General features: G+C 69.2%; 23 protein-coding genes and 1 pseudogene. 4 read left to right on the top strand and 20 right to left on the bottom strand.

Going from position 1 to position 21947, the window contains the following annotated elements:
* Nucleotides 1-92: 92 nt before the first annotated feature.
* From IM25_RS01175 to IM25_RS01205, 7 genes are all read right to left on the bottom strand, one after another.
* Nucleotides 93-515: a hypothetical protein gene (locus IM25_RS01175; protein ID WP_228044622.1), complete on the bottom strand. Its 423-nt coding sequence runs from the start codon at nucleotides 513-515 to the stop codon at nucleotides 93-95.
* Nucleotides 516-622: 107 nt separating this feature from the next.
* Nucleotides 623-1600, bottom strand: coding sequence for a porphobilinogen synthase (gene hemB, locus IM25_RS01180; RefSeq protein WP_006552336.1), 978 nt, complete (start codon nucleotides 1598-1600; stop codon nucleotides 623-625).
* Nucleotides 1601-1686: 86 nt separating this feature from the next.
* On the bottom strand, nucleotides 1687-3252 hold the full coding sequence (locus IM25_RS01185; RefSeq protein ID WP_065995663.1) for a uroporphyrinogen-III synthase: 1566 nt from the start codon (nucleotides 3250-3252) through the stop codon (nucleotides 1687-1689).
* A 63-nt stretch (nucleotides 3253-3315) separates the two neighbouring features.
* Nucleotides 3316-4326: a hydroxymethylbilane synthase gene (gene hemC / locus IM25_RS01190; RefSeq protein ID WP_065995664.1), complete on the bottom strand. Its 1011-nt coding sequence runs from the start codon at nucleotides 4324-4326 to the stop codon at nucleotides 3316-3318.
* The gene (locus tag IM25_RS01195; RefSeq protein ID WP_024101721.1) at nucleotides 4323-5744 is read right to left on the bottom strand and encodes a glutamyl-tRNA reductase; all 1422 of its coding nucleotides are present in this window, start codon (nucleotides 5742-5744) and stop codon (nucleotides 4323-4325) included. The genes hemC and IM25_RS01195 overlap by 4 nt, the downstream gene beginning before the upstream one ends.
* Nucleotides 5741-6610 carry a redox-sensing transcriptional repressor Rex gene (locus IM25_RS01200; RefSeq protein WP_019291201.1) on the bottom strand — a complete coding sequence of 290 codons (870 nt, stop codon included), beginning with the start codon at nucleotides 6608-6610 and terminating at the stop codon, nucleotides 5741-5743. The genes IM25_RS01195 and IM25_RS01200 overlap by 4 nt, the downstream gene beginning before the upstream one ends.
* Before the next feature lie 159 nt (nucleotides 6611-6769).
* The gene (locus IM25_RS01205; RefSeq protein ID WP_006552340.1) at nucleotides 6770-7060 is read right to left on the bottom strand and encodes a glutaredoxin family protein; all 291 of its coding nucleotides are present in this window, start codon (nucleotides 7058-7060) and stop codon (nucleotides 6770-6772) included.
* A 242-nt stretch (nucleotides 7061-7302) separates the two neighbouring features.
* Between IM25_RS01205 and IM25_RS01210 the strand changes: the two genes are divergently transcribed.
* Nucleotides 7303-8259, top strand: a complete 957-nt coding sequence (locus tag IM25_RS01210) for an HAD family hydrolase (protein WP_065995665.1) — start codon at nucleotides 7303-7305, stop codon at nucleotides 8257-8259.
* Nucleotides 8260-8298: 39 nt separating this feature from the next.
* Here the strand turns inward: IM25_RS01210 and IM25_RS01215 are convergent, their stop codons facing one another.
* The 7 genes from IM25_RS01215 to IM25_RS01240 all read right to left on the bottom strand — a co-directional run bounded on the left by IM25_RS01215 (nucleotide 8299) and on the right by IM25_RS01240 (nucleotide 13805).
* A complete protein-coding gene (locus IM25_RS01215) occupies nucleotides 8299-9282 on the bottom strand; it encodes a lysophospholipid acyltransferase family protein (protein ID WP_006552343.1) in 984 nt (327 codons plus the stop codon).
* Nucleotides 9279-10310, bottom strand: coding sequence for an NAD-dependent epimerase/dehydratase family protein (locus IM25_RS01220; RefSeq protein ID WP_157126986.1), 1032 nt, complete (start codon nucleotides 10308-10310; stop codon nucleotides 9279-9281). The genes IM25_RS01215 and IM25_RS01220 overlap by 4 nt, the downstream gene beginning before the upstream one ends.
* Before the next feature lie 225 nt (nucleotides 10311-10535).
* On the bottom strand, nucleotides 10536-10637 hold the full coding sequence (locus tag IM25_RS25175) for a 30S ribosomal protein bS22 (RefSeq protein ID WP_003402602.1): 102 nt from the start codon (nucleotides 10635-10637) through the stop codon (nucleotides 10536-10538).
* A 260-nt stretch (nucleotides 10638-10897) separates the two neighbouring features.
* Entirely contained in the window at nucleotides 10898-11134 is a 237-nt protein-coding gene (locus tag IM25_RS01225) for a helix-turn-helix domain-containing protein (RefSeq protein ID WP_006552345.1), read from the bottom strand.
* A gap of 213 nt (nucleotides 11135-11347) precedes the next feature.
* Nucleotides 11348-12208 (bottom strand): pyrroline-5-carboxylate reductase, encoded by an 861-nt coding sequence (gene proC / locus IM25_RS01230; RefSeq protein WP_024101725.1) that lies wholly within the window; start codon nucleotides 12206-12208, stop codon nucleotides 11348-11350.
* 77 nt (nucleotides 12209-12285) lie between these two features.
* The gene (locus IM25_RS01235; RefSeq protein WP_065995667.1) at nucleotides 12286-13143 is read right to left on the bottom strand and encodes a thioesterase family protein; all 858 of its coding nucleotides are present in this window, start codon (nucleotides 13141-13143) and stop codon (nucleotides 12286-12288) included.
* Nucleotides 13140-13805 carry a MerR family transcriptional regulator gene (locus IM25_RS01240; RefSeq protein ID WP_019291197.1) on the bottom strand — a complete coding sequence of 222 codons (666 nt, stop codon included), beginning with the start codon at nucleotides 13803-13805 and terminating at the stop codon, nucleotides 13140-13142. The genes IM25_RS01235 and IM25_RS01240 overlap by 4 nt, the downstream gene beginning before the upstream one ends.
* A 94-nt stretch (nucleotides 13806-13899) precedes the next feature.
* On the opposite strand from IM25_RS01240, the gene IM25_RS01245 reads away from it, so the two are divergent.
* On the top strand, nucleotides 13900-14316 hold the full coding sequence (locus IM25_RS01245) for a hypothetical protein (protein ID WP_019291196.1): 417 nt from the start codon (nucleotides 13900-13902) through the stop codon (nucleotides 14314-14316).
* Here the strand turns inward: IM25_RS01245 and IM25_RS01250 are convergent.
* The 3 genes from IM25_RS01250 to IM25_RS01260 are packed head-to-tail and all read right to left on the bottom strand — an operon-like array spanning nucleotide 14275 to nucleotide 17463.
* The gene (locus tag IM25_RS01250) at nucleotides 14275-15228 is read right to left on the bottom strand and encodes a sugar phosphate isomerase/epimerase family protein (RefSeq protein WP_033096117.1); all 954 of its coding nucleotides are present in this window, start codon (nucleotides 15226-15228) and stop codon (nucleotides 14275-14277) included. The two genes, IM25_RS01245 and IM25_RS01250, sit on opposite strands and share 42 nt — an antisense overlap.
* A gap of 4 nt (nucleotides 15229-15232) precedes the next feature.
* Entirely contained in the window at nucleotides 15233-16513 is a 1281-nt protein-coding gene (locus IM25_RS01255; RefSeq protein ID WP_065995668.1) for a hypothetical protein, read from the bottom strand.
* Nucleotides 16510-17463 (bottom strand): Ppx/GppA phosphatase family protein, encoded by a 954-nt coding sequence (locus IM25_RS01260; protein WP_082920950.1) that lies wholly within the window; start codon nucleotides 17461-17463, stop codon nucleotides 16510-16512. Before IM25_RS01260 ends, IM25_RS01255 begins: the two co-directional genes overlap by 4 nt.
* Before the next feature lie 45 nt (nucleotides 17464-17508).
* On the opposite strand from IM25_RS01260, the gene IM25_RS01265 reads away from it, so the two are divergent.
* Nucleotides 17509-18339 carry a hypothetical protein gene (locus tag IM25_RS01265; RefSeq protein WP_024101732.1) on the top strand — a complete coding sequence of 277 codons (831 nt, stop codon included), beginning with the start codon at nucleotides 17509-17511 and terminating at the stop codon, nucleotides 18337-18339.
* Here IM25_RS01265 and IM25_RS01270 read toward each other — a convergent pair.
* The 3 genes from IM25_RS01270 to IM25_RS01280 form a co-directional block, all read right to left on the bottom strand.
* Nucleotides 18321-19010, bottom strand: a complete 690-nt coding sequence (locus IM25_RS01270) for a response regulator transcription factor (RefSeq protein WP_006552355.1) — start codon at nucleotides 19008-19010, stop codon at nucleotides 18321-18323. The genes IM25_RS01265 and IM25_RS01270 overlap by 19 nt on opposite strands.
* Before the next feature lie 61 nt (nucleotides 19011-19071).
* Nucleotides 19072-20253: a sensor histidine kinase gene (locus IM25_RS01275; RefSeq protein ID WP_052039928.1), complete on the bottom strand. Its 1182-nt coding sequence runs from the start codon at nucleotides 20251-20253 to the stop codon at nucleotides 19072-19074.
* A gap of 201 nt (nucleotides 20254-20454) precedes the next feature.
* The gene (locus tag IM25_RS01280) at nucleotides 20455-21201 is read right to left on the bottom strand and encodes a phosphoglyceromutase (RefSeq protein WP_065995669.1); all 747 of its coding nucleotides are present in this window, start codon (nucleotides 21199-21201) and stop codon (nucleotides 20455-20457) included.
* Between the two features lie 193 nt (nucleotides 21202-21394).
* On the opposite strand from IM25_RS01280, the pseudogene IM25_RS26620 reads away from it, so the two are divergent.
* A pseudogene (locus IM25_RS26620) lies at nucleotides 21395-21709 on the top strand (FAD-dependent oxidoreductase); the annotation flags it as partial.
* Nucleotides 21710-21947: the final 238 nt, after the last annotated feature.

The following is a 21947-nucleotide window of genomic DNA, read 5'->3' on the forward strand; positions in this document are numbered from 1 at the left end:
CGTCCTTATTCGCTCGACGGAAAGGGCCGTGCGGCCCACATGGTGAGCCCACCGTACTCTTCGGTCGCGCCGGACGAAACCGAGTGGTACGTCTATTCTTCCGGCAGTCGCAGGAAGAAGCGGTTGGCATCCCGCCGGTGCATCAGCACGATCGCTCCGACGGTCGCGACGGCTTGCAGAATGCCCACCACACCGAGTATCCAGCCCGCGCCGCCCTCCCCGACGCCCACACCGAAGACGGTGGGCAGGGTCGACAGCGACATGAACACCCCGAGCAGGGTCAGCAGCATCCGGGCCCAGTTCTTGGCCTTCAACAGCTGCCTGACTACCAGATAGAGCAGTCCGACGATCACCAGGCCGATGCCTGCGGTCAGCGCGACCAGCAGCGGGACCGCCGACTCGAGCTGCTCCGTGGTGACGCCCTCGATGGCCTGCTCGGCGGCCATCGTGGTCATGAGGTCGAGCAGTTCCTCGCGTCGACTCAGCAGATCGGCGAGACTTGCCGCCAAACTCACGACGGCGAGAGCGAGTACCCCGCACCACAATTGGTGGGCCGTCGTGACGTCTCCGGGAACGGGACGATTCGCCGCGGGGCCGGGCCCGACAGGAGGTGCGGGGAAGCTCATGACAGACGACCCGCGACCTCGGCGGCCCAGTAGGTGAGGACGACGTCCGCACCGGCCCGCCGGATGCCGACCAGCGATTCGAGGATCGCCGCATCGCGATCGATCCAGCCCTTCTGCGCGGCCGCGGTGATCATCGAGTACTCCCCCGAGATCTGGTAGGCGGCCACCGGGACGGGCGAGCGGTCGGCCACCTCGCGCAGCACGTCGAGGTACGACATCGCCGGCTTGACCATCACCATGTCGGCGCCCTCGGCGAGGTCGAGGTCCACCTCGTGCAGCGACTCGCGACGGTTCGCCGGATCCTGCTGGTAGGTGCGGCGATCTCCCTCGAGGGACGAGCCGACGGCGTCGCGGAAGGGACCGTAGAACGCCGAGGCGTATTTCGCGGAGTAGGCGAGCTGACCGACCTCGGTGTGCCCGGCCTCGTCCAGCGCGGACCGGATGAAACCGATCTGGCCGTCCATCATGCCGCTCGGGCCGAGCAGGTGCGCCCCGGCCTCGGCCTGCGCGACGGCCATCTCGGCGTAACGCTCGAGGGTCGCGTCGTTGTCGACGACGCCGGTGTCGGTGAGCACACCGCAGTGGCCGTGATCGGTGAACTCGTCGAGGCAGGTGTCGGCCATGATCACCGTGGAGTCGCCGAGTTCGCTGCGCAGCGACCGCAGCGCGCGGTTGAGCACACCGCCGGGATCGCTCGCCGCGGAACCACGGGCGTCCTTGTCCTCGGGGCTGGGCACACCGAAGAGCATCAGGCCGCCGACACCGGCGGACACGGCCGCGGCCGCGGCCTTGCGCAGCGAATCGGCGGTGTGCTGGTACACCCCGGGCATCGACGCGATCTCGCGCGGCTCGTCGAGGCCGTCGGCCACGAACATCGGGAGCACGAGGTGGCGGGGTTCGAGGGAGGTTTCTGCCACGAGCCGTCGGATGGCGGGTGTGCTGCGCAGCCGGCGGGGACGGATGTCGGGAAACATGGGGAGAACACCTTCCATACGGGTCGTGCGCGGCCCCGGTAGTGGCGACTACCGGGACCGCGCACGGATCATCGGATCACCAGAGATCAGCGGCGGGCGCGGGACTTCTTCCGCGGCGGAGGCAGTGCGCCTTCCGCGCGGAGCCGGGCCGCGTGCTCGGCGAGCGCGTCGACCAGGGGCCCGATCTGCGCGGTCTCGGGCTGCACGTCCACCCGCAGGCCGAACTCGATCGCCGTCTCGGCCGTCTTCGGGCCGATACACGCGACGATCGTGCGGGCGTGCGGCTTGCCGGCGATACCCACGAGATTGCGGACCGTCGACGACGAGGTGAAGCACACCGCGTCGAAACCACCGGTCTTGATCATCTCGCGGGTCGCGGCCGGCGGCGGAGCGGCACGCACGGTGCGGTAGGCGGTGACGTCGTCGATCTCCCAGCCGCGCTCGCGCAGACCCTCGGCGAGGGTCTCGGTGGCGATGTCGGCGCGCGGCAGCAGCACCCGGTTGACCGGATCGAAGACGTCGTCGTACGGGGCGAACTCGGCCAGCAGGCCGAGGCTGGACTGTTCGCCGCTGGGCACGAGCTCGGGGATGATGCCGACCGAGCGCACCTTCGCAGCGGTGGCCTCACCGACGCACGCGATCTTGACGCCGGAGAACGCGCGCGCGTCGAGACCGAACGCCTCGAACTTCTCCCACACCGCACGCACCGCGTTGGTGGAAGTGAACACCACCCACTGGTAGCGACCGTCGACCAGGCCCTTGACCGCGCGTTCCATCTGCGCGGGACTGCGCGGCGGCTCGACCGCGATGGTCGGCACCTCCATCGGGATCGCGCCGTGCGTGACGAGCCGCTCGCTCATCTCGCCGGCCTGATCCTTGGTGCGGGGCACGAGCACGGTCCAGCCGTACAGGGCGCGCGACTCCCACCACGACATCTTGTTGCGGTGCGAGACGACCTTGCCGACGGTGACGACGAGCGGTCCGACGAGCTCGGAACCCGCGTCGTTCAGGGTCGCGAGGGTGGCCTCGACGGTGCGCTGCTGACGGGTGGTGCCGCGCACCGTGATCGCGGCGGGGGGCTGCGGCGCCAGGCCGTGTTCGACCAGCGCGCTGGCGGTCTCGGCGAGGTGGCCGGAGGTCGCATGGAGGACGAGGGGGCCGGGGGCGGCGGCGAGCGCGGCCCAGTCGACCTCTCCGCGCACGTCGACCTCGGTGTGGCACGAGCCGAGCGCCATACCGGCGTAGCTCGGCACGGACGATCCGGCGGGCAGGCCCGGCAGGACTTCGAAGACCACCTGGGTGCGGGCGACCGCGTTGACCTCGGCGATCACCGAGTCGGTGGTGAGCGGGTCGCCCGCGACGAGGCGCACCACGTCGCGACCGGCCTTCGCCTCGGCGACGAGCGTCTTGGCGACCTCGGCGGGCTCGCCGAGCGCGGGACGGACCTCGGCGACGGGCTCACCGGTCTCCGGGTCGGTGCCGTGGTCGACACCGACGAGGGCCACGACACCCTTGTCGACATCGGGGTCGGTGAAGGCGATCGTGGCGCCCGCCAGCACGTCACGCGCGCGCACGGTGAGCAGCGCAGGATCGCCCGGGCCCGATCCCACGAACAGGATGCGCCCGGGGTTGTGCTTACGGACTCGGCTCATCGGTCATTCTCCAGTGCGGTCAAATCAGCGGTAAGGGCAAATCGGGTGACGGTGACGGCTGTGTCAATCATCGGCAGGGCTCGTCTCGGGGGGGACCCCGTGCTCGACCATGAGCTCGCGCGCACCGAGGTCGAGCAGTTCGCGGGCGACACGGCGACCGAGTTCCTCGGCCTTCTCCGGCGCCCCCACCGCGCTCGCTCGCAGCACATCCGATCCGTCCATGGCGGCGGCGCATCCGCGCACCGACAGTTCCTCGATCACCCGGCCGTCGTCGTCGAGCGATTCGACGACCTCGGCGATCGCCCCCACCGGTGCGGTGCATCCGGCTTCGAGTTCGGCGAGCAGCGAGCGCTCCGCAACGACTGCGGCGCGGCTCGGCGCATGGTCGAGTCCGGCGAGCAGCTCGATCATCTCGGGATCGTCCGACCGGCACTCCACGGCGAGCGCACCCTGCGACGGCGCGGGCAGCATCTGCACCGGTTCGAGGGACTCGGTGACCCGGTCCAGGCGTCCGATCCGCGACAGTCCGGCACGCGCGATGACGATCGCGTCGAGTTCGCCGGAGTCGACCTTGCCGATGCGGGTGTCGATGTTGCCGCGCAGCGGTTCGATCTGCAGTCCCAGGCCGAGCGCAGCGAGTTGTGCCCGCCGGCGCGGCGCCGAGGTACCGACCTTGGAGCCGGGCGGCAGCTCGCCGAGGACGAGTCCGTCACGGGCGACGAGCGCGTCGCGCGGGTCCTCCCGCTCGGGGACGGCCGCGACGACGAGGCGCGGATCCTGGAAGGTCGGCAGGTCCTTGTAGGAGTGCACGGCGACGTCGACCTCACCTGCGAGCAGCGCCTCGCGCAGCTCGGCGGTGAACACGCCGACGCCGATGCGCTGCACCGGGCCGGGCGTCACATCGCCCTTGGTGGTGATGATGACGAGCTCTGCCGGGCGACCGGCGGCAATCAGTGCGTCGCGCACGGTACCGGCCTGGGTCGTGGCGAGCACGCTGCCGCGGGTACCGATCCGCAGGGGACGATCCTGCCGAGCAACATCGTCGCGGGAAACCGATGCGGCTTCGGTGCTCATGCGGTGCCGTCCTTTCGTGAGGCCTGGAGTTCGGTGGTGACAGCGGGGTCGAGTGCGGCGGACAGATCCCCCGAGAGGGTGGGATCGGTCAGCGAGTTCAGATCTTTGGTGGGTGTCGCGACCGCCTCGACCGAGCCCGGGCGCAGCTCGAACAGCTCGCGCAGGGCCTCGGCGTACTGGTCGCCTCCCGGCGTCGACGCGAGCTGCTTGACGCGCACCGTCGGTGCGTGGAGGAGCTTGTCGACGACCCGGCGCACGGTGCGGGCGACCTCGCCGCGCTGGCCGTCGTCGAGATCGGGCAGTCGCGATTCGAGGCGCATCAGTTCGCCCTCGACCACTTCGGCGGCGCGCTGACGCAGTGCCGTCACGGTGGGGGTGACCTCGGCGAGTCGCTGCGCGGTGAGGTACTGCGACAGCTCGGCGGCGACGATCGTGCGGGCGGCCTCCGCGTCGGTCGCGGCGGCGCCGGCCGACGGGTCGCGCTGCAGCGACTCCATGTCGAAGACCTGCACACCGGGAAGACCGGCCACGGCGGTGTCGACGTCGCGCGGCAGACCGAGATCGCAGATCGCGAGGGGGCGTTCGCCGCGGCCGGGCTGCGCGAGTGCGCGGTGCGCGTCGGCGAGCGTGACGACGGCGCCCACGGCTCCGGTGCAGGTGACGGCGACGTCGGCGCGGCTCAGTGCGGTCGCGAGATCGTCGAATCCGACGACCTCGGCGTCGACACCGGCGGCCTGTGCGGTCTCGGCGAGTCGCTCGGCACGGTCGCGGGTGCGGTTGGCGACGACGATCGAGCCGACCTCGGCCCGGACGAGATGCGCGACGGCGAGACCACCCATGGCGCCGGCACCGATCACCGCGGCGGTGCGGCCCTTCAGGGCGCCTCCGAGGAAGTTCGAGGCCTTGTCGAGCGCGACCGACACGACGGATGCACCGGCGGCGTCGATGCCGGTCTCCGAGTGCACCCGCTTGCCGACGCGCAGCGCCTGCTGGGCGAGTTCGTGCAGGGTGCGGCCGGCGGCCTGCTGAGCGTCGGCGGCGGCGTAGGCGGTGCGGATCTGGCCGAGGATCTGCTGCTCCCCCACGACCATCGAGTCGAGCCCGCTGGCGACGGAGAACAGGTGTTCGGCAGCGGCCTCGCTGTAGCGGACGTAGGCGTGCTTGTGCAGTTCGGTGACGGGCAGACCCGAGTGCTCGGCGAGCAGTTCGCTGACCGCGGCGAGCGCGCCGTGGAAGGCGTCGACCACCGCGTAGATCTCCACCCGGTTGCAGGTGGAGACGATCATCGCTTCGGAGATCTTGTCCGACGCCAGCATCTTGTCGGTGAGCTTGGGGCGGTCGGTGTCCGTGACCGCCACCTTCTCGAGCACCGGGACCGGTGCGCTCCTATGCGATATCCCGACGAGGAGAACACTCACGGTGCGATCACCGATCCGTTTCTGGTCGCGGCCGAGCCCATCGGACCCGCCTTTCCTGTTGTGGTACGCCGAGCAGAGCTTCGGGTGGACACCCGCGGTATGCCGGCGGGGCGTACGTCGCCGGCAGCAGGACGAACGTCAGCGGTCGCGGCCCGGGGGGTCTCCCCGTTGCGGGTGCTGTTGAAGGACAGGACCTGCATCTCGACGGACAGATCGACGCGTCGGATCTCGACGTGGTCGGGGACATCGAGTTCGACGGGAGCGAAGCTCAGGATGCTGCGCACTCCTGCGAGCACGAGCCGATCGCACACCTGCTGTGCTGCCTCGTCGGGGGTGGCGACGACACCGATGGTCGCGCCGAGTTCATGGGCTCCGTTCTCGAGATCGTCGACGTGACGCACGACGAGATCGCCCACACGTGTGCCCACCACGTCGGGATCGGAATCGAAGAGTCCGGCCATCGTGAAACCGCGGCGGTCGAAGCCCGGATACCGGGCGAGGGCGCGGCCGAGGCTGCCAACTCCGACGAGCACGACGCGATGGCCCCGGTCGAGTCCGAGAGCTGCTTCGATGCGGGACTGGAGGCGCAGGACGTCGTAGCCGACGCCGCGCACTCCGTTGGGTCCGAGGAAGGACAGATCCTTGCGCAGTTTGGCCGAACCGACCCCGGCGGCGGCCGCGAGTTCCTCACTGGAGACGATGAGAGTGCCCGCTTCGGCGAACGCACCGAGGACCCGGAGGTAGGTCGCGAGACGCGTCACAGTAGCCTGTGGGATATCGCGGACCGGAGGAGTGGGAGTGGCACCCTCGCCGGACTCGGCGGTGCCGCGAGCGTCCTCGCCCTGCGGTGGGTGCAACTGCGTCACGGTACGTGGCTCCTCGTCCGGCCGGTGGATACACACCTGGCCTCACGGTGATCCGGGAATTCGTTCACACCACGGTAACCGCTTGTGAAGCCATGCACAAAGTTGCTCGAAGCACCCCGAATGTGCTTCCCACCTGCTGTACGACGAGGACCTGCCGACTCACCGAGCGAGATCTGCGCGCAGTCGCGGCTCGTCGACCTCCCAGTAGCTGTGCTCGCGTCCGTCGAGCAGAACGACGGGCAGACGGTCCCCGAATTCGGCCCTCAGATCGGGATCGGTTGCGGCAGCGACATCCACGTCGATGCAGGTGACCTCGACGCCGAGTTCCTCCGCGAGCGCCTCGAGCTGCTCGCGCGCAGGACCGCACGCACCGCACCCGGCGCGCACGAGAAGGGTCAGGTGATGACGGCTCGCGGAGCCGCTCGTTGCCGATGACGATTGCTCACTCATGCCTCCACTGTGCGGCACGACCTGTCGAGATGAACGTCACACCCCGTCACGGGGGCGACGGCCTCCCGGTGAGGGGCGGTGTCGCGGGCTAGGCTTGGCGCGGGTCGCCCGTGCATGCGGTCGCCATATGTGCGGCGCCCGGAAGTGCAGGGGTCACACGGGGCCCGCCCGTTTCGACAGCCCCGCCCGTTACGACACCGGAGGTGCGAGTGCCAGGACGTTCGTTTCCCTACGGATGGGGCATGGGTGAGACGTGGGCGAGCATCATCCGTCCCGGACGTCGGCTCTTCTCTCGCAAATTCGGACCCAGCGAGGAAGAGGTCCGCGCCAATCTCGCAGGTGAGGCGAGCGCCGATGCCGCCCTCGCGTTGCAGGAATCCCGCGTCGAACCCGAGCCCTCCCCCGATACCGCTCCCGTCCCGCGCGATCTGACCGCGGCGGCGTTCTTCGACGTCGACAACACGATGGTGCAGGGCGCGTCGATCATCCACTTCGCCCGCGGCCTCGTCGCCCGGAACTACTTCGACAAGTCCGACCTGTTCGAGTTCGCCTGGCAGCAGGTCAAGTTCCGCCTGACGGGCAAGGAGAACATGAACGACGTCGCGTCCGGTCGCGACAAGGCGCTGTCGTTCGTGCAGGGCCGCTCCACGGAGGAACTGCGCCGGCTCGGCGAGGAGATCTACGACGACATCATCGCCGACAAGATCTGGCCGGGCACCCGCGCGCTCGCGCAGATGCACCTGGACGCGGGCCAGCAGGTGTGGCTCGTGACCGCGACGCCGGTCGAACTGGCCGACGTCATCGCCGAACGCCTCGGCCTGACCGGTGCGCTCGGCACCGTCGCCGAGTCGAAGGACGGCGTCTTCACGGGCCGTCTCGTCGGCGACATCCTGCACGGTCTCGGCAAGGCGCACGCGGTGCGGGCCCTCGCGATCCGTGAGGGTCTGAATCTCAAGCGCTGCACGGCTTATTCGGACAGCCACAACGACGTGCCGATGCTCTCGGTGGTCGGCACGGCCGTCGCGATCAATCCCGATCCGGATCTACGGCAGGGCGCTCGCACACGCGGGGGGGAGATCCGCGACTTCCGGACGGCGCGCAAGGCCGCGAGGGTCGGGGTGCCGACGGCGCTCGGTCTCGGTGCCGCGGGTGGTGCTGTCGCGGTCCTCGTGGGTCGCCGCCGCGATCGAGCGGCCTGACAGTACAGCCGCGACCGAGCGGCTTGATTTTCGAGGTGCTCAGCCGAGGAAGACGTTCCGCCGGCGCGTGAGCAGTTTGTAGAGGGTCTGCTGGATCGTCTCGCGCACGTGGTCGGTGACCTCGAACAACACCATCGGATCCTCCGCCGAGGCCTCGTCGTACACGTCGGTGACGATGGGTGTGCCGAACTCGATGTACCACTTCGACGGCAGCGGCACGATCCCGAGCGGGCCGAGCGCCGGGAACAGCGGGGTGATCGGGAAGTAGGGCAGGCCGAGCAGGCGCGCGAGCGAGGTGAGGTCGGCGATGTTCGGGTAGATCTCCTCGGAGCCGACTATCGAGCACGGCACGATGGGCGCCTGGGTGCGCAGGGCCGCCGACACGAAACCGCCGCGGCCGAACCGCTGCAGTTTGTAACGCTCCTTGAACGGCTTGCCGAGTCCCTTGTACCCCTCGGGGAAGACCGCGACCACCTGGTCCTGCCGGAGGAGTCGTTCGGCGTCGGGATGGCACGCGAGGGTGTGGCCGGCCTTGCGCGTCACCGTCCCCACCACGGGCATACCGAAGGCGAGATCGGCGGCGAGCATCCGCAGGTGACGATCCGCGTGGTCGTGCACGGCGACGGAGGTCATCAGTGCGTCGACGGGGAGCGTGCCGGCGTGGTTGGCGACGACGAGTGCGCTGCCCTCGGCGGGGATGTTCTCGACGCCGCGGACCTCGACGCGGAACCACTTGTCGAACAGGGGTCGCAGCACCGGCAGGACGACGTTCTCGGTGAAGTGCGGGTCGAAGCCGAAGTCGTCGACTTCGTAGTCGCCGGTCATCCGGCGGCGCACGAACTCGGCGGTGGCGGTGACCTGTTGTGCGAGCGTGCCGCGCAGGTCGTCGAGGAATCGATCGGTGCGGTTCACCTGCTCGGGGGTGGGCGGTGGCCCCATCGACGGATGGGGTGTGCGTGTGACCCGTTCGCCGGGACGGCGGTTGCCGGCGTGCAACGGGATGACCTTCGCGACCTCCGTCATCGCGTCTCCCTCGTCTCTCCGAGCACGGAGAGCGCCATCGACTCGGCCTTGTCCACCCATTCGGTCTTCACGATGCGGGTGAGGGCGAGGCCCCCGGCGAAATCGTCGAGCGCTTCTCTCGTGGTCCAGCGTGGTTCGAATCCGAACGCGTTGCGCATGCGCGTGGTGTCGAGTCCGCATCCGAAATGGAAATAGTCGAGTTCTTCTTTGGTGAAGGAGTTCATCACGGAACCCATGAGTGCGTGCCCGACCGTGCGGAACAGCGCGTAGGGCATCGGCACGGTGACGCCACCGGCCCGGCGCACGGCCTGGGTCATCGTGACGATCCCCTCACCGGCGATGTTGTACGTCCCTGACGGTCCGGCGACGACCGCGTGTTCGAGCGCACCGAGTGCGTCCTCCTCGTGCAGCAACTGTAGTCGCGCGTCGCGGCCGAGCACGTTGGGGACGAGCGGGGAGGTGAGATAGCTCGACACCGAGCCGGGCAGCCGGTTCCCGACGGTGGGTGCGAACCGGAGGATGGTGGTCGCGATGTCGCTGCGCCGCCGGGCGACGCCGCGCAGATATCCCTCGACCTCTATCATGTCGCGGGCGAAGGCGCCCGTGGGCCGGCGGCGGGCGCTCATCTCCTCGGTGAACTTCGCGGGGTCCTTGGCACTCGATCCGTAGAGGACGGACGACGAGCGCAGCACGATCCTGCGCACCGAGGGTGCTTTCTGGCACACCGCGAACAGCTGCATCGCGCCGAGGACGTTCATGTCCTTCATCGCCGTGCGGCTCCCGGACTTCGGGGCCTTCGTGACGGCGGACGCGTGGACGACGGTGTCGACGTCCATGTTGCGGATGATCTTGCCGATGAGTGGGTTGCGGATGTCGGCGAGCACGAACTCGGCCCGCCCCATGCGCCGGAGCATGTCCTTCGACGGCGACTGGGTGTCGACGCCGATCACCCGCTCGATGTCGGGATTCTGGGCGAGCCTGGTGACGAGGAAACCACCCAGGAACCGACTTGCTCCGGTGACCAGCACGACTCGTGGACGTGCCACTTCGTGCCCCTGCGAAACCACTCGTGAAACCCCCTGCTGCACCGCACGCGTCATCGGTCACATTCGCCCCGACGCGGTATGCCGTCCCACAATACGGCCACTTCGCCGCCATCGCACGACTCGTGGGTGAACTTTCGTGTACCGGGATGCACAGACGAACGATGCCCGCCACCATGGAAGGTGACGGGCATCGGATAGGCGCAGGGCTTACTTGCCGAGTTTACGACGCTGCACTCGGGTGCGGCGGAGCAGCTTGCGGTGCTTCTTCTTCGACATGCGCTTACGGCGCTTCTTGATCACAGATCCCATGTGGGCATCCCTCACGTTCCTTGTAGCGTTCCTGCGCACGCCGGTGACGTACGCCTGATGTATGTCGACGCTGGGCCTCGTGGCGACGAGTAACAGCGCCTCACGACACCGGCTGGCCGGTACGACGACAAGCAATCCTACCGGGGCGGCCCACCCGGCGTGAAACCGAGGTCCGTCCCGGAACGCGACTTCCCTCGCGCACCGGATCCGTTCGTCGTACCGTCGTCCCCGACGATGCGCCGATCGTCCCTGTCCGACCTCTATCCGACGTCGAAGTACGACGTCTCGAGGTAGTCGTGGACGGCCTTCGCATGCACGCGGAACGAGCGTCCCACACGCACTGCGGGTAGTTCGCCACTGTGCACCAGCCTGTACACGGTCATCTTCGACACCCGCATGAGAGCTGCCACTTCGGCAACCGTCAGGAACTGGGTACCGGCGAGAACCGACTGTCCGTCTTGAGGTTGACCCTTCGACGGCGTGTTTCCTGAAACCATTACACACCTCCGGCACGCCCGCGCCGCCGGCTTCCCCTCCGGCGGAACAGACACGCACGTGCTGATTCGAGCTTAGCGTGACGAATGGTTCCTGTGCGACGATGCAGCTGGGGAATTTCCGGCGGGCGGCTGTTCGTCGCCACGCTACGCCCTACGGTGACGTCTGTCAGCGTTCCGCAGTGACACCTGTCAGTGCCTCGGGTGGATGCCCTGTCAGGCCGTCCCGGAGAGCCCCTCGCGGGCCGCAGGCGACGGCTGATCCGATGCCGCCCCGAGTTGCGCGGAACGGCGCTTCGCAGCGTCGAGCGCCTCGTAGAAGGCCGTACGCAGGCCTCCACGCTCGAGTTCGCGGATCGCGGCCGCCGTGGTGCCACCCGGCGAGGTGACCGCGGCGCGCAGGTCGGCAGCGTTGTCCCCCGAGCGCGTGAGCATCGCGGCCGAGCCGGTCATCGTCTGCACCACCAGATCGGTGGCCACCGCCCGCGTCAGGCCGAGCGAGACACCGGCGTCGATCATCGCCTCCGCGACGAGAAAGAAATATGCGGGCCCGGATCCGGAAACCGCGGTGACCGCGTCGATCTGCGCCTCCGGGACCACCGAGACCGTTCCCACGCTCGCGAGGATCTCGCGGACCGTGTCGAGATGCTGCTGCTTGACGTACCGACCGGCGGACAGCACGCTCGCGCCCTCCCCGACGAGCATCGGGGTGTTCGGCATCACGCGCACGACGGGGAAGCCGGCCGGGAGCTTGGTCTCGTAGCGGACCGTCGGGATGCCCGCGGCAAGCGACACCAGGATCTGCTCGTCGTCGTTCCCGGCGTCGACCGCCGCGAGGGCGGTGACGACGACGTCCACGTCGTTGGGCTTGACGGCCACGACCACCACGTCGGCGCCTTCCGCGGCGTCGGAGGTGCTGTCGGTGACCCGGATCGAGTAGGCCCGGGACAGTTCCTCACGCCGCTCCTCGAACTTCTCGGCGACCACGAGATCCTTGGTCGCGAAGCCGTTCTTCAGCAGACCCGAGATCAGCGCCTCGCCGATCCTGCCGCCACCGATCACTGCGATTCTCGTCATGGGGACAGCCTGCCACGACCGTCCGTGCGGCCTACACCACGGTCACCGCCTGTCGGGACCTACCGCGTTCGGGCGTATCAGCGCGGCATCATGGCCAGCTGACGCGATTGCACGACCACCCGGCCGGTCGAGTCGACGACGGTGTGGTCCTCCTCGAACCAGGTGCTGCCGAGCACGCTGCTCTCGGCGATGCCCCGCAGCCATCCCGGAGCCGGGACCCGCCGCAGATAGGCGGTGAGTTGCACCGTCGGCGCCCAGCCGAAACGGCCGAGGTTCATCGCGACGGGAGCCGACACGTCGCCGCACATGAGCGCGAACAGCACCGAGGTGTCGACGTCGGCCTCGTCGCCCGGCGACGGCCGCGTCCACATCGACACGAGCGGTTCGCCCTGCTGCCCGTCGAGGAAACGCGCGGTGGCGGAGTCGATCCGGAGGTGGGAGGTGGCGGCGAACTTCACGATCTGCCCCATGGGGTGCTCGGGGGTGACGAGCACCGACTCGGCCGGCGGGTCGGCGGGCATGGTGGTCGCGCGGTGCGGCACCGTGTGGAAGGGCTCCTCGGTATCCGGCGTGCCGAGGGTGACACTCGCCCGCACCGCCACACGCCCGGCCTGGGACAGTTCGACGTCCACAAGGGCGATCTGCTTGCCCTGCTTGCGTAGGACGGTGGTGAGTTCGACGTCGCCGGGGTCGGGCGCGGCGACGAACGAGGCACTCACGGCGAGGGGCTGGGTGAGCGGGTCGACGCCGGCGTCGAGCACCGACCTGCGCGCCGCGGACGCGCAGACCGCGAGCATGCATCCGCCGTGCACCTTGGGCCCGATGGTCCACACCGGATCGATGTGCGCCTGCCAGGCCGCCGTGCCATCCGGGTGCTCTCCCGGCACCCGGGTGACCGAGGTCAGGTCGAGGAAGGGCTGGTCGGTGAGGGTCACTGCTGCTCCTGGTCGTCGTTCGGGGCCGGATCGGCGCCGGTCGTGGGGGGTCCACCGGACCCGAACATGCGGGCGGCGAGATGCTGGTGGGCCAACCGGCGCATGGCCGTGAGGACCGGTTCGTACAGGGCGGTCCCGAGCACGGCCGCTTCCACGGTGGCTTCCCGGGAGTGCGTCGGCAGCAGTTCGAGGTCGAGTTCGGCGATGGCGCGGACGTGACGGCCGTAGGCGTCGATCCGGCGGTCGTCCATCCGCAGGCCGGCGGCTTCAAGTGCCGCGAGCGCGTGTTCGAGTTGCGCCACGGCCGCGAACCGTGGGTCGTAGATCTGGCCGAGGCGTTCGAGCAGGTGGCGGGCGCGGGGATAGCCGGGACCGGCCGAGTCCTCGACGTAGGGTGGCAGCGCGGCGATGGCGTGGCCGAGTTCGACGAAGAGGTCGTCGCGGGGATTGTCGACGAGATCCACGACGGTCTTGATCTTCTCGAGGGGCAGACCCTGCGCGGCGAGTGACCGGACCAGACCCATGCGCCGCACGTGCCGGTCGTCGTAGGTCGCCGAGGTGACGCTCGTCGCCACGCCCGGCATGAGCAGCCCCTCGCGCAGGTAGTACTTCACCGTCGGCAGCGGTATGCCGCAACGCTCGGCGAGTTCCGAGATACGCACCGATCACCTCCGCTCCTCGACACCGGATACTACAACTATCCAGTATTGGATAGTTGTAGTATCCGGTCACGGAGTACCGGCCGAGGAGGCCCTCATGCATCCGCTCGTGACCATCGTTCTCGGGAGCACCGTGCTCACCGTCGCAGGCATCGCCTTCGGAGGCACCTTCCTGCTACGCGTCGCCGCGGGCGGCGTACCCACCAACGACCTGCAGAAGACGTTCTTCCGTGCCGGTCACGCCCACGCTGGAGTACTCGTCACCCTCGGGCTGCTCATCGCCGTTCTCACGCACGTCGTGGGCGCATCACCCGGTTGGTCGGCGGCCGGCGCCATCGCCGTGCTCGTCGCCGCGATCCTGATCCCGGCAGGCTTCTTCCTGTCGGTGCTCGGGCCCGATCCGACGCGGCCCGGCCGGATGTTCGCGGCGGTCCGGCTCGGCGCCGTCTCCCTCACCGCGGGCGTGCTGATCTCAGGCGTCGCCGTGCTCGCCGCCGGAATCGCTGCCCTCTGAGGCGGGGACGCGCGCGATGTCCGTGTGCCGGGGACTCTCGGGGCCGGCGGTGATCGCGCGCGTCGCCGAGCGATCCAGGTGCGTGCGCGCGAAGGCCAGCGAACGCGCCAGCATCCCGGCGCGCTCCGCACGCGTCCGTGCGCTCTGGGTGCTGATCTCGAGCACCACGTGCCCGCCGAAGTCGCTCGCGGCGAGCCGGCGGCACACGTCCGCACACGGCTGCGTGCCCGTTCCCGGGACGAGGTGTTCGTCGAGCGAGGAGCCCCGGCCGTCGGCGAGATGGAGGTGGGCGAGCCCCTCCCCCATCCGATCCGCGAGCGCGAGGGCGTCGGCCCCCGCAGTCGCGGTGTGCGACAGGTCGAGCGTGTAGTGCGCGAAACCGGTGTCGGTGGGGTCGAGCGACGGGCTGTAGGCCGAGACCGCGCGGCCGGGACCGCGCCGGCGCAGACGTTCGGCGCCGCGATCACGACCGCCGAAGACGACGTCGGCCCTCATCGGGTACATGTTCTCGACCGCGAGCACCACGTGGCTGTCGGCCTCGAGCGCCGCGACCTGGTCGGAGAATCCCTCCGCATAGCGACGCTGCCACCGGAAGGGCGGATGGACCACGACGGTCTCCGCACCGAGGATCTCGGCGACACGCACCGAACGGTCGAGCTTGGCGGCGGGATCGGATCCCCACACGCGCTGCGAGATCAGCAGACAGGGCACGTGCACGGCGAGCACCGGCACGCCGTACTCGCGGACCAGACGCTCCACCGAGGTGGGGTCCTGGCTCACCGGTTCGGCCCACACCATCAGCTCGACCCCGTCGAAACCGAGATCGGCCGCGAAGCGGAACGCCGCTTCGGTGTTCTCCGGGTAGACCGAAGCGGAGGACAGCCCTACCCGGATTCCCTGCGCGGTCGGCATCGGCTCACCCGGGCAGCAGGAACAACAGCGGCCCGAAGGCCACGAATGCTCCCCCCGCGAGCGCGATGAGCTGACTCGTGATGTCGTCGGTGCGCCGCAGGACACGCACCAGCGCGACCAGGCCCACGATCACCAGCAGCGCGAGCGCGAAGGCGACCCACGGCATGAGGTCCCACAACCGCTCGAAGCCCTTGAAGAGCAATCCGCCCGCGACGATCGCGGCGACGCTCTCGCCGATCAGCAACGCCCATTGCTTGAGGCCACTGCCCTGCTCCGCGTCGGTGGACTCGTCGTCCGCACTCTTCCGTGCCGAGTCGTCGGCGGCGTCGGACGTCGACTTCCCACCCTTGCCGCGGGACTTCCGCGACCGCGACGATGCCACTCCCTCCGAAGCGTCGGGCGCGGCACCCGCAGCACCGATGGTGTCGGTCGAGTCGTCGGCGTCGGCACCGGTGCCCTGCAGGTCGCTGGCGGGGCCGGACAGTAGTCGCGGTTCGGCGACGTCGGCCTTGCGCACCGACACCGCCGGGGCGCTCGCCTTCTCGGACTTCTTGTCCGCCTTCTTGTCGGCGACCGCTGCTCCTTCACCGGACTGCGAGCCGGGCGCTGCCGCTCCGAGATGCGCCCGCGCGCGCCGGGGAAGCGCCTCGGGACGGATGACCTCGGTCGGCGACTCGATCTTGGGCGGCGCCGCCTTGGACGCTGCCTTCGTCGATGCGGCCGTCTTCGACACCGTGTCCGTCTTCGACACCGTGTCCGTCTTCGACACTGCATCCGCGGCTGCAGGCACCTTCGCCGCCGGGCCGGACGGCGCCTTCGCAGTGGGTGGTGTTTTCGCGGCAGGCGGCGTCTTCGTGACGGCAGGCGTGCTCGTTCCGGTCTTCACCGGCGGCGTCTTCGTCTCGACGGCAACCCGCGGGGTCACGGTGGTCTTCTCGATGTCGGACAGCGCGAAGGTCGCCGCCTTCGGCGTCTCTAGCTTCGGGGTCTCGACCTTGCGTGGCGCCGGGACGGCCTTCGGCGGGGTATCCGCCTCGACAGCAGCCGTCGAGGACGACGAATCCGCCTGCCCGGCAGCGCTTTCCGCATCGGTCGGGGTGTGCCGCTCGACCTTGCTGTCTGCGCGGGTGATCGGGATCTCGCCCGTCAGTTCGGCGACGGAGATGCCGCCGCTCGCACCTCGTCGGCGTCGTCCCCCGGCCCGTGTTCCCACCTTCTGGCCGTTACGCGCCAACAGCTCGGCCACGGAGATCTGCCCCGTGTCGTTGCTGCGATTCTCGCTCATCCGGTTGCCACCACCAGTTCGCCACCCATATCCGTATCGAGCTTCCGAAGAATCAGGCCTTCGCGCAACGCCCACGGGCAGATCTGCAGCGTCTCCACTCCGAGGGCACGCATGCTCGCCTCCGCGACGAGGGCGCCGGCGACGAGTTGCTCGGACCGGTCCGAGCTGACGCCTTCGAGTTCTGCGCGGTCGGCCGTGGTCATCCGGGAGATGAAGGCGATGAGCTGGCGCAGTCCGCTGGCCGTCAGGGTCCGTTGTACCCGCAGGCCGGCGGACGAGGGGGCCGCGCCGGTCAGGCGGGCGAGGGTCCGGAAGGTCTTGGAGGTGCCCACACACAGGTCGGGGTCGCCCGCGTTGCGTATGGCCTTCGCCGGCTCGGCGAGTTCGGCGTCGAGCCAGTCGCGCAGCGCCGAGATCCGGCGCTTGCCGGGCGGGTCCTCACGGAACCAGTCGCGGGTGAGCCGTCCCGCACCGAGCTGGAGCGAGTAGGCGATCTCGGGGTCCTCGTCGCCACCGAAGGTGAGCTCGAGCGAACCACCGCCGATGTCGAGGTCGAGGATGTTTCCGGCGCTCCAGCCGTACCAGCGGCGCACCGCGAGGAAGGTCAGCCGCGCCTCGTCCTCGCCGGAGAGCACGTCCAGCGACACCCCGGCCTCCCGGCGCACCCGCTCGAGGACGGCCTCGGAGTTGCCGGCGTCGCGCACCGCGGACGTCGCGAACGCCATGAGCTCGCCGCATCCCGAGGTGCGGGCGATGCTGGCGAATTCGGCGGCGGTCTCGACGAGCTGATCGGCGCCGTTGGAGGTGATGTCGCCGTTGTCGTCCATGTTCTCGGACAGCCGCAGCGTCGCCTTCGTCGAACTCATCGGCGTGGGGTGCCCACCACGATGGGCGTCCACCACCAACAGGTGAACGGTGTTGCTTCCGACGTCGAGTACCCCTAAGCGCACATCAATACGGTACTGGGTCTACCGTCGGAACCTGTGACAGCAGGTATGTCCCATGCCCCACACAAACTCGACCCGGCCCCGGAAGTCCCTCTCGACTTTCCTCGGGAATGGGTGGAGTTCACCGACCCCGACAACGACGAACACGTCATCGCCGCAGACATGACATGGCTGCTCTCGCGGTGGACCTGCGTGTTCGGCACTCCGGCGTGCCAGGGCATCATCGCCGAGCGACCCGACGACGGGTGCTGCTCGCACGGTGCGTTCCTGTCCGACGACGACGATCGCCAGAAGCTGGCGAAGGCAGTGAAACACCTCACGCCGGCCGATTGGCAGTTCATGGACAAGGGCCTGGGCAAGAAGGGCTACCTCGAAGAGGACGAGATCGACGACGAGCCCGCCCTGCGCACCCGCCGCTACAAGGGTGCGTGCATCTTCCTGAACCGTCCCGGATTCGAGGGCGGCCAGGGCTGTGCCCTCCACACCATGGCGTTGCGACGCGGCATCGAACCGCTCGAGATGAAGCCGGACGTGTGCTGGCAGCTCCCGATCCGCCGCACCCAGGACTGGGTCGAGCGTCCCGACGGCACCGAGATCCTGCGCACGGTCATCACCGAGTACGACCGACGCGGCTGGGGTGAGGGTGGACACGACCTCGACTGGTACTGCTCGGGCTCTCCCGACGCGCACGTCGGCGAGCGTCCGGTCTGGCAGTCGTACGCCCCCGAGCTCACCGAACTCCTCGGTGCGGCGGCCTACGACGAGCTCGCGCGCCTGTGCCGGCGACGCCAGGGACTGGGTCTGATCGCGATCCATCCCGCGACGTCGGCAGCACAGGCGGGCTCCGATGCCGGCTCCGATCAGGCCTCGAGCTTGTAACCCAGACCGCGCACCGTCACGAGGTGACGCGGCTTGGCCGGATCCTCCTCGATCTTCGAGCGCAGACGCTTGACGTGGACGTCGAGGGTCTTGGTGTCGCCGACGTAGTCGGCGCCCCACACCCGGTCGATGAGCTGTCCGCGGGTGAGCACCCGCCCGGAGTTCCGCAGGAGATATTCGAGCAGGTCGAATTCCTTGAGCGGCATGGCAACCGGCTCACCGTTGACGTGCACGACGTGACGGTCGACGTCCATCCGCACGGGTCCGGCCTCGAGCAGTCCGTCGTCCGCCGCTACCTCGCTCTCGGTGTCGGCCCCGCGCCGCAGGACCGCACGGATCCGGGCGATGAGTTCACGCGCCGAGTACGGCTTGGTGACGTAGTCGTCGGCGCCGAGTTCGAGCCCGACGACCTTGTCGATCTCACTGTCGCGAGCGGTGACCATGATGACCGGCACACCCGAGCGGGTCCGCAACTGCTTGCACACGTCGGTGCCGCTCATCCCGGGGAGCATCAGGTCGAGCAGGACGATGTCGGCGCCCTCCCGGTCGAACTCGGCGAGGGCCGAGGGGCCGTCGCCGGCGATGGTCGTCTCGAACCCCTCCTTCCGCAGCAGGAAGGCGAGCGGATCCGCCAACGATTCCTCGTCCTCGACGATCAGCACACGCGTCACGAGCTGGTCCTCCGTCTGTTTCTCGATATCCGTCCGCCCGGGAACCCGGGTGGGGTCTGCGTCACGATCCGACCACCTTCTCGGTGCGGTCGGCGGTGTGGTTCTCGTCGTCCTCGGCGTCCTCGACGTGGGCCGGGACGAGGAGGGTGAAGGTGGAGCCGGTACCGGGCTTGCTCCACAGGGTGATCTCGCCGTGATGGTTCGCAGCGACGTGCTTGACGATGGCCAGCCCGAGGCCGGTGCCTCCGGTGGCCCGCGACCGGGCCTTGTCGACGCGGAAGAAGCGCTCGAAGACCCGCTCCTGGTCCTCCTTGGCGATACCGATCCCCCGGTCGGTGACGGCCATAGCGACCTTGCCGTCGCGCAGCGACCTGCTGATGGTCACCGGTGAGCCGGCCGGGGAGTAGGCGATCGCGTTCTCGATGAGGTTGGTGAGGGCGCTGACGAGCAGCGTTCGGTCGCCGAGGATCTCGAGACCGCTCGGCCGGTCGGTGCTGATGGTGATCGAGGCGTTCTCGGCGGTCAGGCGCGTGCGGTCGAGAGCCTCGTCGACGACGTCGTCGACGTCTACGACCTCGAGATCGGGCAGTTTCTCGGCACCCTGGAGCTTCGAGAGGGCGATCAGTTCGGTCACCATGTTGCCGAGGCGCGTCGCCTCGCGTTGGACCCGTTCGCCGAAGTGGCGGACGGTCTCGGGATCGTCGACGGATTCGAGCAGCGCCTCCGCGAGCAACGCCATCGCGCCGACGGGGGTCTTCAGTTCGTGGCTGATGTTGGCCACGAAATCGCGCCGGGTGGCCTCCATGCGGACGTGCTCGGAGTCGTCGAAGGCGTAGAGCACGACGAAGCGCGGGTCCTGGTCGAGCAGCAGCCGGACGGTGCAGCGCACCGCGACGGGCTCGCGGCCGAACAATGCCTTCGCGCCCAGGTCGAGTTCGATCGGCTTCCTCTTCTCGAGCACCTGGCAGGCGGCCGCCCAGGCCCGGTCGTCGATCTGCCGGTTGCGGACGAGGCCGAGTTCCTCGGCGCGCGGGTTCGACAGGACGACGTCGTGGAACTTGTCGACCACCGCGATACCGGTCGACGCCCCGTGCACGACCCGGTCGAGCACGTCGAACATCGTGAGGTCGGCTTGGTCGCTACCGTGGGCCCGGCGCTGCACCAGCCTCCCGGCGGCGACGGTGACGATCCCGCCGAGGACCGCTGCGACCACGGCCAGCAACACGGCCTGCGTAACACTCACACTTCGAATCGTAATGACACCGGTACCCCACCGGACAGCGGGTCGACGGCATTTCCCGCACGTCACACCCCATTTTTCGGATGTTGGAGTGTTGTTCACCCTTTGTTCGCCCAGAACGGACCACTCTGCGACGGACCTGCACGAACGAACCGACCCCGTCACCGAACGGCAACGGGGTCGGATCTCGCTTCCGTGAGGCTGCTACTTGGCGCCCTGGTTCGCGACCGCCGCCGCACCGGCAGCTGCGGCCTCGGGGTCGAGATAGGTGCCACCCGGGTTCAGCGGGCGCAGGTTCTCGTCGAGGTCGTAGCGCAGCGGGATGCCCGTCGGAATGTTCAGGCCCGCGATGTCGTCGTCGGAGATCCCGTCGAGGTGCTTGACGAGCGCGCGCAACGAGTTGCCGTGCGCGGTGACGAGCACGGTCTTGCCCGCGAGCAGGTCCTGGGAGATCGTCGACTCCCAGTACGGGATCAAACGGGCGACGACGTCCTTCAGGCACTCCGTGAGGGGAACCTCGTCGACGTCGGCGTAGCGCGGGTCGGCGTCCTGGCTGTACTTCGAACCCGGCTCGATCGGCGGCGGCGGGGGGTCGTAGCTGCGACGCCACAGCATGAACTGCTCCTCGCCGAACTCGTCCTTGATCTCGGACTTGTTCTTGCCCTGGAGCGCGCCGTAGTGGCGTTCGTTGAGACGCCAGTCGCGGATGACGGGGATCCAGTGCCGGTCGGCGGCGTCGAGCGCGAAGTTGGCGGTGCTGATCGCGCGGCGCAGCAGGGAGGTGTAGGAGACGTCGGGAAGCACATTGTGCTCGGCGAGGAGGGCACCGGCCCGCTTGCCCTCGGCGATCCCCTTGTCGGTCAGATGCACGTCCACCCAGCCGGTGAACAGGTTCATCGCATTCCATTCGCTCTCGCCGTGGCGGAGCAGAACAAGTGTTCCGATAGTCATGACCCAATCCTGACATGCACGGATGGGGATTCCGCCACGGGCGCCCCCGATCGTGGGCCATATCTGACAATGTACGTTGCCAGGAACGCGGGAGTCGGCGCCGCGCACCACAGTTCGTCATCACCGACACACACGGGATTCGATGTCACACCGGGGTCCGCAGCCACACCGGGGTCCGCAGCCCGACGGACGCATGTCCCGCCGCACCGCCCTCGGCGCGCTCGGGGCCGCAGCCCTGCCTGTCACGGCGGGCGCACAGCCGAGCCGCCGCGCACCGGCGGTGCACTCCGGCGGACGCCGGGTCGCGATCCTCGGCGGCGGGATGGCCGGACCGGCCGCCGCGCACGAGTTGATCGAACGCGGCTTCGAGGTCACCGTCTTCGAGCCGACCGCGCTCGGCGGCAAGGCGCGCAGCATCCCCTCCCCCGGCACCGCGGCAGGCGGCCGCCTCGATCTGCCCGGTGAACACGGCTTCCGCTTCTTCCCTGGCTTCAACCAGCACATCCCGCGGGGTCGCTCGCGAACCGGCCCGAGGCACACACCGCGATCCCGAACCTGTTCCTCGCGGGCGACTACGTCCGCAACGACATCGACCTCGCGACGATGGAGAGCGCGAACGAATCGGCGCGGGCGGCGGTGGGTGCGTTGCTCCAGACTGCGGGCCCCCCCGCCGCACCGCCGGCACTGTACAAGTTGCACGAACCGCCCGAACTGGAACCCTTGCGGCGCATCAACGCCGACCGGTA

Source organism: Rhodococcus sp. p52 (assembly GCF_000763325.2).
In the GTDB taxonomy this organism is placed as follows: Bacteria; Actinomycetota; Actinomycetes; order Mycobacteriales; family Mycobacteriaceae; genus Rhodococcus; species Rhodococcus pyridinivorans.